A 16,575-nucleotide genomic window follows, 5' to 3' on the forward strand; every position below is an offset into this window, starting at 1 on the left:
CTGTGGAGGTCCTGCATAGGACCTCCAAGTCAGCCGAAGTTGGCCTCTAGCCTGCCCAATAAGAGGCCTTCCTTTTAGTCGGCTGACCGATGCTAGCGGCCAATTCTCCGTAATGCTGCCCGTAACATATGAGAATAAAGTTAATCCCGTAACGCAGGCTCCTTCCTCAGGAAGGAGCTGGGCGAAGCCCTGAGGATAGGTTCGGAAATTCAGCGAGAGACCTGACGCCCCTATCCTCCGTCGCCTGCGGCGCCACCTCCTTCCTAAGGAAGAAGGCTATAAACTGCGGCAAAGCCGCCACCTTCCCCTTGAGCGCCAGCGAACACAACCCTTCTACACAACCCGCCGCCGTCAGGCGGCCCCAACCTGCGCCGTCAGGCGTGCCCCTTTTTAATATGCCGCGAAGCGGTGGGGATAGTTCCGAAAATTGCCGCAAGGCATTATATACTCATCGCCGCGAAGCGGCGATACCACAACCCTCAGCCCGAAGGGCTGTCAAACCTAAGAACCTTCGGGGCGAGAGCCCCGTCAAACTTCAGAACCCTCAGCGCTAAAGGCGCTGTCAAAAGGGCGATACCACAACCCTCGGCGCCAAAGGCCGGTCAAACCTAAGAACCTTCTATATACAATATTATCATTTATCTTCCCTAAATCCGTATGGAAAGGATTACATATTGAAAAAGTTAGATAGGATGTGACGCCGCAGGGGGAAAAGGCAGGAAGGAAGCAGTTTCCACGGCGCCGGCGTATTTACATATAGAGATAAATAATATAAAATGGAATAAGATTTCAATTGTATACGTCTCCTGACGCATGCAGATTACAATATATTATGAGGTGATCAAATGAGTGAATTGCTGCGCGTGGAGAATCTCCACGTTTCCGTAGGCGGGAAAGAACTCCTCCACGGCATTAACCTCACCGTAAACAAGGGGGAAGTCCATGTAATTATGGGTGTTAACGGGGCAGGCAAGTCGACGCTGCTTCATGCCATCATGGGAAATCCTGTTTACAAGGTGACTGAGGGACATATTTATTTCGAAGGACAGGAGATTACTGACCTGTCTGTTGATAAAAGGGCAAAGCTGGGCATTTTCCTGTCCTTCCAGAACCCTATTTCCGTGGCAGGCATTACCATGGAGAATTTCATCCGCACCGCGAAGACCACCATTTCCGGTAAACAGCAGCGGCTGTTTCCTTTCAAGCGCCTTATGAAGGCAAGGATGGAGGATTTGGAAATGAATCCGTCCTACGCTGACCGTTATCTCAATGACGGTTTCTCCGGCGGCGAAAGGAAGAAGAGTGAAATCCTGCAGATGCGTATTCTGGACCCGAAGCTGGCCATGCTGGATGAAACGGACTCGGGCCTCGATGTGGACGCAGTGCGCATCGTTTCCAAGAATATTTCCGAATACCACAATGAGAATAATTCCCTTCTCATCATTACCCATCTGAACCAGATTCTGAAGTTCATCACCCCCGAATACGTGCATGTCCTCATCGACGGCCGCATTGTGAAGGAAGGCGGACCGGAGCTGGTGGATGAAATCGAAACCAACGGCTTTGATGCATACCGCAGTGAGGTGTAGTCATGGCTGAAGAAAAGAAAAAGAGCCAGGTAGAGGATATCAACCGCAGTATCTATGATGTGAAGGATAGGGTGGAGTATTCCTACAAGGCAGACAGGGGCCTCACGGAAGACGTGATCCGGGAAATCTCCAGAGAAAAGGATGAACCGGAATGGATGCTGGAAAAGCGGCTGAAGGCCCTGGAAATCTACAACAAACTGGATGTGCCGCCCTGGGCGCCGGATATTTCGGAGCTGGATATGGAGCACATCGATACCTACGTCCGCCCGAAGACGGACATGAAGGCCCGCTGGGAAGACCTGCCGGAAAATATCAGGGAAACCTTCGACCGGCTGGGTATTCCGGAAGCGGAAAAGAAATCTCTTGCCGGTGTAGGCGCCCAGTATGACTCCGAAGTGGTGTACCACAATATCCAGAAAGAACTGGAGGAACAGGGAGTCATTTATGTTGACTTTGAAACGGCGGTGAAGAAGTACCCGGAACTGATTAAACCCTATTTCGGAAAACTCATCACCCCGAACTATCATAAATTTGCAGCCCTTCACTACGCCGTATGGTCCGGCGGTTCCTTTGTCTACGTGCCGAAGGGCGTCCATGTGAAGATGCCCCTGCAGAGCTATTTCCGGCTCAATGCGCCGGGGGCAGGCCAGTTTGAGCATACCCTCATTATCGTAGAAGAAGGGGCCACCTGCCATTTCATCGAAGGCTGCTCCGCTCCCCGCTACAATGTGGCCAACCTCCACGCCGGGGCGGTGGAACTCTTCGTGAAGAAGGGAGCCACCCTCCGTTACTCCACCATTGAAAACTGGTCGAAGAACATGTATAACCTGAACACCAAGAAATCCCTGGTGGAAGAGGACGGTCATATGATCTGGGTATCCGGATCCTTCGGATCCCATACGTCCTGCCTCTATCCGGACACCGTGCTCAAAGGGGACCGCTCCACCTGCGAATTCACCGGCATCACCTTTGCCGGCAAGGGACAGTTCCTGGATACCGGCTCCAAGGTGGAAGCCCTGGGGAAAGACGTGTCCATGACCATTAACTCCAAATCCATTTCCAAGGCCGGCGGCACCGCCATTTACCGGGGCGTGGTGTATATCGGGCCCAACGCCCGGGGTACCAAGGGTTCCATCAGCTGCGAATCCCTTATGCTGGACAATGAGTCCCGCTCCGACACCATCCCCGATATTATCATCGAAAACGATGATATCGACCTGGGCCATGAAGCCAAAATCGGCCGCATTCCGGACGAGGACATTTACTACCTCATGAGCCGGGGCCTTACGGAAGAAGACGCCAAGGCCATGCTGGTTCGGGGCTTTGCAGAACCCATTTCCAAAGCCCTTCCCTTGGAATACGCTGTAGAAATGAACCGCCTCATCGATCTTGAATTCGAAGGGGCCATAGGATAAGGAGGCATTATGGAAGACATCAGAATCAACCGGCTGCCTCTCCTCACATACCGTTACCTTCACACCAACGACACTCCCGTGGCCTTTGAAGCGCCGGAGAAGGGAAACAGGCCTGTCTTCTCAGACCTTTCCCATGTGAAGGAAGGCGGCGCCCTTCCTGAAAACTTCAGGGGCGCCTCTGAAGAAACGGTGAAAGCTCTGGAAAAGGGCAGTCACTATACCATTACCATCCCCGCCGGCGAAAAGGCGGATCTCACCATCACCCTTTCCGGCGACGGCGATGTATCGGACTTTGCAGGCACCTTCCTCTTCCATCTGGAAAAGGAAGCATCCCTGAACCTCGTCTGGGTACTGAAGGGAGAGACGAAGAAGGGCACCTGCCTGGCAGGGGCCTACTATGACCTTTCCGAAAACGCCTGCCTCAAGGTATCCCGTCTGGAAACGGGCCTTTCCGGTGTGGCAGTTTTCGACCAGCGCCACACTGTGCTGGCAGAAGGGGCCCGTGCCGATTTCTCCGCCGCCGAACTGGGTGGAGAAAATATTTATGTTCACAGCTACGGCCTCCTTGCCGGAGACCATGCCGCCATGACGGAAAAAGCGGTGTATGCGGGAACGAAAAAGCAGCACCTCGATTTCTTCTACCACATCGACCATGTGGGCAGGAAGACCCATGCGGAAATCGACGTGAAAGGTGCACTGGACGATGAATCGAAAAAAATCTTCCGGGGCACCCTGAATTTCAAAAAAGGCTGCAGCGGCTCCGTCGGTGACGAAGGGGACTATGCCATCCAGCTTTCCCCGAAGACCAAAAATATTTCCCTGCCCCTCCTCCTCTGCACGGAAGACGACGTTCAGGGAAATCATGCATCCAGCGCAGGACAGCTGGACGCCGACACCATTTATTTCCTCATGAGCCGCGGCTTTTCCCTGGAAGAAGCCAGGAGAATCGTCATCGAAGCCCTCATCCGCCCCATCATCGACGGCATGGATAAATCGGTGAGAGAAGAAATTATTACAGAACTCAGGCAGAAACTGGATTCGAAGGAGATATAATGAACAGCGAATTAATCAGAAAAGATTTCCCCATCCTCAATACAAAGGTGAACGGCCATCAGATCGTCTACTTCGACAACGCCGCCACCACCCAGAGGCCCCTGCCCGTGGTGAACGCCGTGGCGGACTATGTGCTCCATGAAAACGGCAACCCCCACAGAGGCGCCCACATCTTCGCCATTTCCGCATCCGAAGCCTACGACACCTCCAAGGAAGTGGTGCGGAAATTCCTCAACGCCAAAAGTGCAAAGGAAATCATCTATACAAGGAACACCACCGAATCCCTGAACCTGGTGGCCCGCTCCTACGGCGAAACCCATCTCCACAAGGGAGACCACATCCTCATCACCATTGCAGAGCACCACTCCAACCTGGTCACCTGGCAGCGGGTGGCACAGAAAACCGGCGCCGTGCTGGACTATATTTATGTAGATAAGAAAACCGGCCATTTCCCGGAAGAAGAACTGAAGAAAATCGACGACCCCCGGGTGAAACTCTTCGCCTTTGCCAAAGTGTCCAACGTACTGGGCATCGACTTCGACCCCAAGCCCCTTATTGAAAGAGCCCACGCCCACGGCGCCATCGTCGTTCTCGACGGCGCCCAGTCCACGCCCCATAAGAGAGTGGACGTCCAGGACCTGGGCTGCGATTTCTTCGCCTTCTCCGGCCACAAAATGTGCTCCATGGGTGGCATCGGCGTCCTTTACGGAAGAGAAGAACTGCTCAGCGACATGGAACCTTTCCTGATGGGCGGCGACATGATTGAAGACGTACACGAACAGGAAACCACCTTCGCCGAACTGCCCGCCAAATTTGAAGCAGGCACACAGTACGTGGAAGGTGCCGTAAGCCTTGTGGCTGCCATCAAGTACGTGGAAGCCATCGGCTACGATGAAATCAGGGCCCAGGAAAGAAGACTCGTCACCAGGTGCCTGGAAGGTATGAAGAAACTCCCCTTCATCCACATCATCGGGCCCACAAATCCCGAAGAAAAAGAAGGCCTCGTGGCCTTTGAAGTGGAAGGCGTCCATCCCCACGACGTGGCCCAGATTCTCTCCGCCAAGGGCATCTGCATCCGCACCGGCCACCACTGCGCCGAACCCCTCCACTACTACCTGGGTATCAACGCATCCTGCCGCGCCTCCTTCTATTTCTACAACACCGTGGACGAAGTGGACTATTTCCTCAAGGAACTGAAGGACGTTCGGAAAGTGATGGGGTACGACGACTGATGGAATTAAAACAGCTCTACACCGACCTTATCCTGGAATACAACAGAGATAAGACCAATAAACGCAAAATCGAAAGCCCCACCGTCCACGAACACGGCCATAACCCCAGCTGTGGCGACGACATCGACATCGAAGCCAAAGTAGAAAACGGCATCATCACCGACCTCGCCTACACCGGCTCCGGCTGCGCCATCAGCCAGGCCTCCACCGCCATGATGGCCGAACTTCTCCAGGGAAGAACCGTGGAAGAAGGACTCCGCCTCTGCCGCCTCTTCCTCGACATGATTCGCGGCAAAGTCACCGACGACTCTAAGCTGGAAGAACTGGAAGCCGCCATCACCCTGAAAGATATCTCCCAGATGCCCGTCCGCGTCAAATGCGCCACCCTGGGCTGGCACACCTTGGAAATGGCACTGGAAAAAGTGGAAAAACAGCTGAAAAACAACTAGGGAAGCGCTGATTAAATCGTTGTTTGCTTTTATTCTTGAATTTTTATGCAATGCAAGGAATGAGGCGACGTGAATAGCGAGCTATTTAAGGAGCCTCATGACGAAGCAGTGCATGAAAATTCTTATAAAAGCAAACTCTATGAATTAATCAGTGCTTCCCTAATACAGAAAAAGCATGGAACCCCTGGGGACCATGCTTTTTTATTCCACTGCATTACCAAAGCCTCCTTCCACGGGAAGGAGGTGCCGCCGTTAGGCGGCGGAGAATAGGGCGGAAGTCATAGAGCCGCCGCCCCGCCAACCGGTATTTGCCTGCATATCAGACAAAGGCTGCTCTTACCGAGATCCTTCGCTGTCGCTCAGGATGACGGCGGAAGGCGGGGCGTTTGAAGGTTTCTCTGCGGCTCTAATCCCGACCCGGCCCCGCTTTAGCCCCCTATAGCACCAGAGACACCCCGCCGCCCTGTCATTTCGAGCGGAGGTACATGACGGAGTGAGTATCATTTTTCATGGAGCCAGTGAACGGTAGTCGAGAAATCTCCCTTCGAAAAGCATAGCAATGTAAATGGCTGGACTGCTCCTCCACCATAGGCAGCAGAGGATAGGGCATGAAAGAGCATAAAAAATTGCACATTGATATTTGACAATAAAATAAAAGAAGAGGATAATGAATAAAGATTGAATAATAATTATAATAATAAGGTAATACATTAAGACTTTTGCATATTATTATGGGGAATTTGAGAACTGGAGCGCACTGCGCTTTTTTTCAGTTCTCTTTTTTTATATTCAAAAACAACGGGAGGATATGTATGAATCAGAAAATCAAGTATGCAGCCCTGGGGATTGCTCTTGCCTGCACCGGTTGGACCGGCGCTTCCGCAGAGCAGGTGTATGAACTGAATCCGATTACCGTAACGGCACAGCGTTATGAGAAAAAGGACGTTGATGTGCCTGCCACTACACAGACATTTACTGGAAAAGACATTGCCGCAACCGGTGCAGATAATATGTCTGTGGCTTTAGGATATCTGGATGGCGTGGTTACCTCCGGCATGGGGCCCAACGGGGCGTCCAACTCTTCCATGACCAGCAAAATTGTGATGCGAGGCGTTGAAAATGGAACGGTGGTTATGGTTAACGGGACTCCTATCAACTGGAGAAATCTTTATAATCTGGAAAATATTCCGACCAGTGCGGTATCCCGGGTAGAAGTGGTCCATGGCGGCGGTGCGGTGATGTACGGCAGCCAGGCTACCGGCGGTGTCATTAATATCATTACGAAGAAAAAACTGGATAATCAGGTAGAGGCAGGCTGGGGCAACCGTGGCAGACAGAGCTATAAGGTTTCAGCCAATGCGGGCAGCTTCTCCTTTGCCTATGATTACAATAAATGGGGGACCATTGATAAGGTCTCCGATTATAATACAAAGGTGACTACAAAGAAGAATGGGAAGACAGTCACCCTTTTCCCGGTCCATATGCAGCAGAAATTCAGAGGTTCTGAAAAGAACAATTTCAATGCCATGTATCAATTCAATGACAAGCTGGATTTGCTTTACAACCATAATGAATCCACCAATCGCTGGTCCTATAAGTACAGCGGGATACCGGAGGGAAATAAATATGCGGGCCTGAATGGTCAGACTCGGTATAAGACCAAATTTGAAAGAGATGGAGATTTTATCCAGTTAAATCTTCATGATATGGATGGCTTCAGCGGCCATGTTTTCTATAACTATAACTCCCTTGCCACTCACCAGACCAATTTCTACAGTTCCACGGCTTCGCCGTATAAACCGGATAATCCCAAATATAGAAGCTATAGCAAGGAAAAGAATAAGACCTATGGCTATGATTTTCAAAAGGTGTGGGACCAGAAGGACAAACAGACCTTCCTGCTGGGGACATCCCTGGTTCGGGAAGAATATAAGAACCATGACCCCGGTGCCACCAGCGCTCTGGATAGAGAAATCAGTGAAGGCAGAAATATTTATGCAGCCTTTGGCTCATGGAACAGAAATATCACACCGAAGGACACCTTTACCTTGAGCGGCCGCGGTACATGGACCACGGGAGGAAAGAAACAGTATCACAATTTCAGCACCCAGGCACAGTACCTGCATAAGCTGAATAACAACCAGAGCATCTATGCCGGCTTTGGTCAGTCCTTCGTACTGCCTACCCTTCGCCAGCTGCATTCCAGATATGATATTTCTTCACCGGACCGTATTATTGGGAATCCCGACCTGAAACCGCAGAAGGGGACCCACTATGAAATTGGATGGAAAATGGAAACGGAACATAGACAGTACAAGGCAGCCCTGTTTACCGAAAGAATTAAGGATGATATTTCTTTCTCAAAGCAGACCGGTCAGGATTACTGGGATACAGTCAATGAGGATTTCAAGAATAAAGGACTGGAATTGACGGTGAAAGGGCAGGAAAAGAACGGGTTTGGCTGGCATGCCGGATTTACTTACCAGAATCCGAAAACTAAAGAAAAATCGCAGAAAAAGACTGCTAAAACCTATTGGGACCGCCATTATGGAAGAATCCTTTTGAATGGCGGCGTGGATTATACAAAGAATAAATGGGAAACGGCATTGAATTTCAGTTATCTGGCTGACAGGGTCATGACACCTACCAGTGCCCATTCCTATGATGTAAAGCCCTATCTGCTTACATCTTTCTTTGCTAAATATTCACCCAACAAGTCTGATGATATTATTTTGACGGTGGATAATATTCTGAACAGGGAAGATGTGACATCTCACACATCCAGTGAATATTATTCAACGCCTACCACTTTCCTTCTGTCCTATCGTCATAAGTTTTAAACAGCCATTTTCATACAAAGATATATGACATAAGGGCTGGTCATATTATATGAGGAAGTGCCTGAGTGCAGGGAAACATAGATTTAATGCGGCAAGTATGAGTATTTTGTCTTGGTTTCCTTGACTTAAACGGCGCTTCCTTTGTATTTCAAAGGAGTTTCTCTTGAAACGCTTCGCTCTATTTCTCCTCTCCCTTCTTTTCAGCACTCTTCTCCTCACCGGCTGCGGAAAGGTACAGCCGGAAAGCCACCTGCGGCAGGTGGTGGACGATACAGGCCAGTCCGTATCCCTTCCCCACCATCCCTCCCGCATCGTGTCTCTTACCTATGGCACCGATGAAATCCTTCTGGGGCTGGTGGATACTTCAAGGGTGACTGCTCTTTCCAAATATGCAGGCAATCGGGATATTTCCTTTGTGACAAAGGAAGAAGCGGCGGCTGTGGGGCGGAAGGCGGACCTCAATGCAGAATCCATCATGGCTTTGAAGCCGGACCTGGTCGTTGCATCCACCGCGGTGTCTCCCCAGCTGGTCAGTCTTCTTTGGCAGTCCGGCGTGCCGGTGTATGTGTCCCTTGTGGCGGCAGACTGGGATGAAATGGAAGAAAAAGTGCGGGGCGTGGCGAAGGCGGTACATGAGGAGGAAGCCGGAGAGTCCATGGTGCAGGACATGGAGGATAAAAGGGCGGCCCTGGAGAAGAAGCTCTCCGCCATTGGCCCGTCGCAGGAAAGGTGCGCCCTGGGCCTTTCTTTCCGTGGGATTCTGGGGAAGAAGGGAACTCTTTTCAGCGACGTGCTGGCCATGGCCCATGTGAAGGACGGCGCTGCCCGGTACGATGTGCCAAAGGGAACCAATGCCTATTTGTCTCTGGAAATCCTGCCGGAAATCGACCCCGATGTGATTCTCCTGCCGGTGTGGAAGGTGAAGGCAGGGGATGATGAGAAGGAATTTGCCCGGGAAATCATGGAAAATCCGGCATACCGTGACGTGAAGGCTGTCAAAAACGTAAGGCTCATTCCCTTTCCGGAGAAGTACAAGTATGTCATGAGCCAGCATATCACCGATGCCATGGAAGCCAGTGCACGGGCGGTGTATCCGGAACTTTTTGAGGATGCGGAGTGAATGGCTATTTCCATTTTACAGTTAGGAGAAAATCAATGGCAGTGAAACTCATTTATGCAACCAATGTGGACCGCCGGTATTTCATGATGAACCGGGCCATGAAGTCACTGCAGCAGGAAGGCTTGCTGGCCGAAGAATGTCGTACCATTAAGATTGCCGATGGGGACAGCTTTGGTCCTTATGTATCTGCCTTTGAGGGAGCGTCCCTGGTGATGATTAAATTCATGGGAAATACCATCCGCACGAAGTTCTGGCAGCAGTGCCTGGCTTTCCTGGAGGGCCGGGGGATTCCGTACTACATGGATGCCGCCGGTTCGGCGGAGGAGGAGTGCCGGCGGTGGATTGGAGAAGAGGAAATCAGGACCATTAAGGAGTACAGTTTCTACGGCGGACTGGAAAATTACAGGAACCTGTGGCTCTATGGCGCTTCTCTTTTTGATGGCTCTGCGGAAAAGCCGGCGGTGCCGTGCCCGCTCTGCTGGGCAGGCCTGTATCATCCGGGCATGAAGGACCGGTATATGACGGATTTGGATGGGTACCGGGAAAAGTTCTGCGTTCCGGGCCGCCCGACGATGGGCTTCCTGTTTTACCGGGATGAATGGATATGGGGTGATACGAAATACCAGGATGCCTTCATTGAAGAGGCGGAAAGGCAGGATCTCAATGTGATTTCTGCCTTTACCAACGGTCTTCCTGATACGAAGCTGGGCATGCCTTCGCTGGATGAGGTGTTTCACCGCTATTTCATGAAGGATGGGAAGCCGGTGATTGATAGTCTGGTGAATGTGATGAAGTTCTCCTTCACCACTTCCGGTTCCATTTCCAGGGAAACCGTCCATGAAATGGGAGTCCCTGTACTGCAGTGCTATTCCCTGCTCATGCCGGAGGAGGAATGGAGAAAGTCTCTGGAAGGCATGAATGCCATGGAGGTGTCCATCAGCGTAACCATGCCGGAATTTGACGGTATCATCCATGGGGTGCCCATAGCGGCCAAGCATGTGAAGGAGACGGGAGAGGTGGAATATCGGCCCCTGGGGGAGCGGATTTCTGCCATGGTAAAAAAGGCCGACGCCTGGGCCAATCTTCATAGGAAGAAAAACAGGGATAAGAAGATTGCCATTATTTTCCATAATTATCCGCCGAAAAATTCCAACATAGGGAGCGCCTTCGGATTGGACAGCATGGAAAGTGTGCGCCTGCTGCTGGAAAGAATGAAGGAAGAGGGCTATGCCATTGACCGGGTGCCTTCATCGGGAAAGGAGCTGGCAGAGCTTATCACCGCCGGTGCCACCAATGACATATCCCTGATGACGGAAGAGCAGGAAGCCGCCTGCGAGAAGGTGAGCGCAAAGCAGTATGAAGATTTCTTCCGCTCCTTCCCTGATGACGTGAAAGTTCAGATGGAAAAGGACTGGGGAAAGGCGCCGGGGACTGTCATGGTGGATGAAAAGGGAAATATCCTGGTGCCCGGCGTACCGGACGGTCATGTATTCATCACGGTGCAGGCGCCCCGGGGCTATGGATTTGATTCGGCGAAAATCTACCATGATCCTTACATCGCCCCTACCCACCAGTATCTGGCCTACTACCAGTGGATAAGGGACATCTGGAAGGCAGACGCCGTCATCCATGTAGGAACCCATGGCAATCTGGAATGGCTGCCGGGAAAAGGGACAGGCCTTGACCGCAGCAGTTATCCGGATCTGGCATTAGGCTTTCTTCCTAACGTGTATCCCTACCATATGACCATTACCGGGGAAGGCATACAGGCCAAGCGGCGGGGCAGTGCCTGTCTGGTGGACCATATGCCGGCGCCCATGGCGGATGCCGGCACCTATGATGAGCTGGCGGAGCTGGAGAAGGAAATGGACGAATACGCTCATTTCCTGAAAACGGAACCGGAAACGGCGGAGCGGCTGGAACCGATGATATGGAGGCTGGCGGAAAAGGCAGGTTTGGACGGTGAAGTGCCCTATGAGGAAGGAGAAATGTTTTCCGCCTATCTGGGCAGGCTTCACGGGTATATAGAAGATCTGAAAAACAGTGAATGTCATGTGGGCCTTCATATCCTGGGGAGAATGCCGGAAGGAGATATCCTGTCCGATGAAATCCTACAGCTTATGCGGCAGCCCAATGGAGATATTCCCTCCATTTTTGAGCTGTTTGCGGAAAAACGGGGATATTCGGTGAAGGAGCTCACGGGAAAAGCCCAGATGCTTCTTTCGGAAAACGTGACAGGCAGTGAGATGATGGGCCTGATTAGAAATGAAGCGGCCCGGTTTGTCAAATGTCTGCAGGAAAATCAGTTCAGCCAAGAGGGGATGGAAAGGGCGCTGTCTTTGGACTTCATGACAGAAGGAAGCGGAGAATGGAAAGAGAAGGCAAGAGGAATAGCCCTCTTCATCTGCCATGACCTTTACAGGAGACTATCCGGCACGAAGCATGAAATGGACCATACCCTGGAGGGAATCGAAGGGAAATATATCATGCCCGGACCGTCGGGTTCGCCCCATGCCGGCGGTGTATCCCTTCTTCCGGCGGGCATCAATTTCTATGGCATAGATCCCAGAAGGCTTCCCACCAAAGCGGCCTGGGAAGTGGGAAAGGCGCTGGGCGATGAGGTGATTGCCCAGTACATCAGGGATGAAGGGAAATATCCGGAAAATATAGGCATGGTCTTCTGGTCCGGCGCCAACATGAGAAGCCACGGCCAGTGCATTGCGGAATTTCTTTATCTTATGGGCATCCGTCCCCTTTGGGAAAAAGGAAGCCTCTATGTAAAGCGTCTCGAGCCCATTCCCCTTGCAGAACTTAAAAGACCCAGGCTGGATGTGACCGGACGGATCAGCGGACTCTTCCGGGACACCATGCCGGCGGTGGTGTCCCTCATGGACCGGGCGGTTCTCCTGGCGGCCTCCCTTCCGGAACAGGAGGAAGACAATTTCATCCGTAAACATGCCCTTCATGAAAGCGGCCTTATGAAAGAAAAGGGAATGCCTGCTGAAGAGGCCTGGAGGGAGGCATGCTACCGCATTTTCGGCGATGCACCCGGTACCTACGGCGCCGGTGTATCCGCCCTCCTGGAGTCTAAAAACTGGGAGAACCTGGATGACCTCTCCCGCGTTTTCGTCCGCTGGGGCGGCCACGCCTACGGAAGTAAGTCTAAAGGTGCCTATAAACCGGAGCTTTTCAAGGAAAGGCTTTCCCATATGGATGTGACCGTAAAAAATGAAGACAACCATGAAACCAATATGATGAGCAGCGACGATTACAATGCCTACCACGGCGGTCTCATCGCTGCCGTGCGGAGCCTCTCCGGCAGGGCGCCCCATTCCTATGAAGGAGACAGCACGGATAGGGGCAGTATCAAAGTGCGCACCGTGCAGGAACAGGCCAAAAGGGTTTTCCGCATGGAAACGGTGAATCCTAAATTCATAAAGGGCATGATGAAACATGGATACAAAGGGGCCGCTGATTTGGCCAGCCGCGTGTCCATCAGCTTCCAGTGGGATGCCACCAGTCAGGTCATGGAAGACTGGATGTATGAGAAACTGGCGGAAAAATATGCACTGGATGGAAATATGCAGGACTGGATGAAGAAAGTAAACCCCTGGGCTCTGCAGCGTATTACCGAAACCCTGCTGGAAGCAGAAAAGAGGGGCCTCTGGCAGGCGGCGGATGAAACCCTGGACAAGCTGCAGTCCCTGTACCTTGATATCGAAGGAGAACTGGAAGATAGAGCGCAGCCTGAATAGAATAGGAAAAAGGCTGGGAAAGCATGATTGAAAGTGTATCAAATAGTTGAATCACCGGATGCTGCCCCGCCGACCGGTATTTATCTGCATATCGGACAATGGCTGCTCTTACCGAGATCCTTCGCTGTCGCTCAGGATGACGGCGGAAGGCGGGGCAGATGATGGTTTCTCTGCGGCTCTAATCCCGACCCGGCCCCGCATCTAGCCTTTGGCACCCTATGGTACCAGAGGCACCCCGTCTCCCTGTCATTTCGAGCGGAGTGAAGCGGAGTCGAGAAATCTCCCTTCGAAAAGAATAGCGTCGTCAATAACCGCACTGCTTCGCCGTTTCACATGCCAAGCCTCCTTCCATAGGAAGGAGGTGCCGCCGTTAGGCGGCGGAGGATAGGGCGGAAATCATAGAGCCATCGCCCCACCGATTGGTATTTACCTGCATATCAGACAATGGCTGCTCTTACCGAGATCCTTCGCTATCGCTCAGGATGATGGCGGAAGGCGGGGCGGATGATGGCTTCTCGCTGCCCATGATTCCAATTTCAATTCCGACACAGGCCCTATAAAAAAAGCACCGGCCCCCTGTGAGGCTGGTGCTTTTTAATATATTCATTTCAAACCACTACGAAAAGCCTGAAAAAAGCGTGCACACAGATAGATTCCATGGTGAAACTATCCGATCCATAGAAGGACGCTTTCTTCAGGCTTTCATATCGCGCCTGCGATTGATTTCTTCTTGAGTTCTCGGCCGGAAAGGATTTGAAAACTCAGAACGCATCGAACGGGCTGGAGACCCGGAGCTCTTATGTATTCATCTATGCGAGATGGCTTGCAGCGGGATCAGGAACCGGGTATTTTTTTGTGGCCACTCCCCGGACCTTTTCCACACTCTCATCTGTTTTTTATTATACATGATAAAATGGGAAATGGGAATAGGAAAAATAGAAATTATGTTTGCTGATTTTGAGGGCATGAATATGACAGTTATGAGTATTAGAGATACATGAAAGTTTAAGTGACTTTTCTGTGGTTTCCCATGGCAGAATCGGTTTCCCTGTTCTTTATTTTTCCTATTTCCATGTCATTCATGGTACAATAGAATATATTATTGTATGTTCGGAGGAATGAGCATGGGATTTTTTGACAAAATCAAGAAGGGTCTCACGAAGACCAAGCAGAGTCTGATCAAGAATATTGAAAGCGTAGTCATCGGCTATGCCCAGATTGATGAGGATTTCCTGGAAGATTTGGAAATGGTGCTCCTGTCCGGGGACATCGGCGTCCGCACCACGGATTACCTGATGCGGCAGATCCGCCGGGGTGTGACGGAAGGTACCATCCACAATACGAAGGAAGTTATGCCCTTCATGGAGAAGACGGTGAAGGAGCTTTTGAAGGACGATACGGCGGCGGAGGAGTATACCCACCATCCGGAGGTGATTCTGGTGGTCGGGGTGAACGGGGTAGGCAAGACGACCACCATCGGCAAGCTGTCCGGCCGTCTCCACAAGGAAGGAAAGAAGGTCCTTCTGGCGGCGGCTGATACCTTCCGCGCCGCTGCGTCGGAGCAGCTTACCATCTGGGCAGAACGGACGGGAGCGGATATCGTGAAGCATGCGGAAGGGGCGGACCCCGCAGCGGTTGCTTTTGACGCCGTATCCGCCGCCAAGGCCAGAGGAGCGGATGTGGTGCTCATCGACACTGCCGGCCGTCTCCAGACGAAGGTGAACCTCATGGAAGAGCTGGGCAAAATCAGCCGCGTGGTGAAGAAGGTCATTCCCGATGCGCCTCACCAGACCCTTCTGGTGCTGGATGCCACCACCGGACAGAATGCCATCAGCCAGGCAAAGAATTTCGGTGAAATCGTTCCGCTCACCGGCGTGGTGCTGACGAAGCTGGACGGTACTGCCAAGGGCGGCGTAGTTCTTTCCGTCCATGAAGAGCTCCATGTGCCTATCAAGTGGATCGGCCTGGGCGAAAGGGAAGATGACCTGGACCGCTTCAATCCCGAGGAATTCGCAAAGGCTCTCTTTGAAACGGACGATCATGTGCTGCAGGAAAGCACAAAGGTGTAATATTTGTTGAAATGGCAGGGGTGCATAGTGCATCCCTGTTTCTATTTTTGAAATCATGGAGAATGATATGAGGAAATATTCTGGGAAAAAAGTCATTAAAACAACGAAAAAGGGAACAATGAAATTTTCCTATCCTGTGACCATTACATTTACGCCTGGGATAAGTGCTATTTATCTTCGGATTTCCAGAACAGGGAAAATTCTTGTGTCTGCACCGGCGGCCATGCCTCTGAAAGCAGTGGAAGATTTCGTCGTTTCCAAGGATGCCTGGATAAAGGAAAAGCTGGCGAAGATGCCCAATATCCCTCACTATAATTATAGTACTGGAGAAAAACACTATTTTCTGGGCAGTGAATACCCTATTGCCTATTTTCATTGCGCTGTGAGCTTTGCATCGGTGGAGGATGGCAGGCTCTGCATCATGGTAACGCCCCGTACCAGGGATTTTCCGGGAGCCTATAAGAAGCTCATGAAGGAAGAACTGAAAAAGGTGATAGGCAAATACATCAAAATCTGGGCGCCCCGCATGGGCGTGAATCCTTCTTCCTTCAACGTCCGCATCCTCAAGAGCCGCTGGGGCAGCTGCAATGTGGCAACCGGAGAGCTTACCTTCGCTCTGGACCTTGTCACCAAACCGGAAGAATGCATCGAATCCGTGGTGGTGCACGAACTGAACCACCTCCTGGAAACAGGCCATACGCCCCGCTTCCACGCCCTCATGGCCCACTGGCTTCCGGACTATAAGGAAAGAACAAAGAAACTGTACGAATATCCAAGGGAGTTTATTTGAAAGAAAATGGGGCAGAAGGTGCAGGAGGGCCAAGGGGGACACCTTGTTAGAAATGGTAAATGGTGAATTGTAAATGGTAAATGAAGGTGGGCGCCTTTAAAAATAAGGGGCGCCAGTTTGAATAAAATCTTTAAAACCGAGCTTCGCCCGTGGGAAAAGATAAAACCGTACAACCGCGCCTGCGGCGCGATGGAAATGCAATCGAGTAGAGATTATTCATCCCTCTCACACCACCGTACGTACCGTTCGGTATACGGCGGTTC

General features: G+C 51.6%; 10 protein-coding genes. All 10 read left to right on the plus strand.

Annotation, left to right across the window (positions count from 1 at the left end; all coding sequences use genetic code 11):
* Nucleotides 1–845: 845 nt before the first annotated feature.
* The 10 genes from sufC (at nt 846) to QZQ29_RS05370 (ending at nt 16,312) form a co-directional block, all read left to right on the plus strand.
* Complete coding sequence (gene sufC, locus QZQ29_RS05325) at nt 846–1,589, plus strand: Fe-S cluster assembly ATPase SufC (RefSeq protein WP_296960713.1); 744 nt, start codon at nt 846–848, stop codon at nt 1,587–1,589.
* A 2-nt stretch (nt 1,590–1,591) separates the two neighbouring features.
* Complete coding sequence (gene sufB / locus QZQ29_RS05330; RefSeq protein WP_296960719.1) at nt 1,592–3,004, plus strand: Fe-S cluster assembly protein SufB; 1,413 nt, start codon at nt 1,592–1,594, stop codon at nt 3,002–3,004.
* A gap of 9 nt (nt 3,005–3,013) precedes the next feature.
* Nucleotides 3,014–4,057 carry a SufD family Fe-S cluster assembly protein gene (locus tag QZQ29_RS05335; protein ID WP_296960721.1) on the plus strand — a complete coding sequence of 348 codons (1,044 nt, stop codon included), beginning with the start codon at nt 3,014–3,016 and terminating at the stop codon, nt 4,055–4,057.
* Nucleotides 4,057–5,289: a SufS family cysteine desulfurase gene (locus QZQ29_RS05340; protein WP_296960725.1), complete on the plus strand. Its 1,233-nt coding sequence runs from the start codon at nt 4,057–4,059 to the stop codon at nt 5,287–5,289. Before QZQ29_RS05335 ends, QZQ29_RS05340 begins: the two co-directional genes overlap by 1 nt.
* Nucleotides 5,289–5,738, plus strand: coding sequence for a Fe-S cluster assembly sulfur transfer protein SufU (sufU, locus tag QZQ29_RS05345; protein ID WP_296960728.1), 450 nt, complete (start codon nt 5,289–5,291; stop codon nt 5,736–5,738). The genes QZQ29_RS05340 and sufU overlap by 1 nt, the downstream gene beginning before the upstream one ends.
* 812 nt (nt 5,739–6,550) lie before the next feature.
* Nucleotides 6,551–8,578, plus strand: a complete 2,028-nt coding sequence (locus QZQ29_RS05350; protein ID WP_296960731.1) for a TonB-dependent receptor — start codon at nt 6,551–6,553, stop codon at nt 8,576–8,578.
* Nucleotides 8,579–8,741: 163 nt separating this feature from the next.
* A complete protein-coding gene (locus tag QZQ29_RS05355; protein ID WP_296960734.1) occupies nt 8,742–9,698 on the plus strand; it encodes an ABC transporter substrate-binding protein in 957 nt (318 codons plus the stop codon).
* Nucleotides 9,699–9,733: 35 nt separating this feature from the next.
* Nucleotides 9,734–13,453 (plus strand): cobaltochelatase subunit CobN, encoded by a 3,720-nt coding sequence (gene cobN / locus QZQ29_RS05360; protein WP_296960737.1) that lies wholly within the window; start codon nt 9,734–9,736, stop codon nt 13,451–13,453.
* Nucleotides 13,454–14,571: 1,118 nt separating this feature from the next.
* Nucleotides 14,572–15,522, plus strand: a complete 951-nt coding sequence (ftsY, locus tag QZQ29_RS05365) for a signal recognition particle-docking protein FtsY (RefSeq protein ID WP_296960739.1) — start codon at nt 14,572–14,574, stop codon at nt 15,520–15,522.
* A 67-nt stretch (nt 15,523–15,589) separates the two neighbouring features.
* A complete protein-coding gene (locus tag QZQ29_RS05370) occupies nt 15,590–16,312 on the plus strand; it encodes a SprT family zinc-dependent metalloprotease (RefSeq protein WP_296960743.1) in 723 nt (240 codons plus the stop codon).
* Nucleotides 16,313–16,575 lie beyond the last annotated feature (263 nt).

The sequence above is a fragment of the uncultured Dialister sp. genome, from assembly GCF_900538805.1.
Lineage (GTDB): Bacteria > Bacillota > Negativicutes > Veillonellales > Dialisteraceae > Dialister.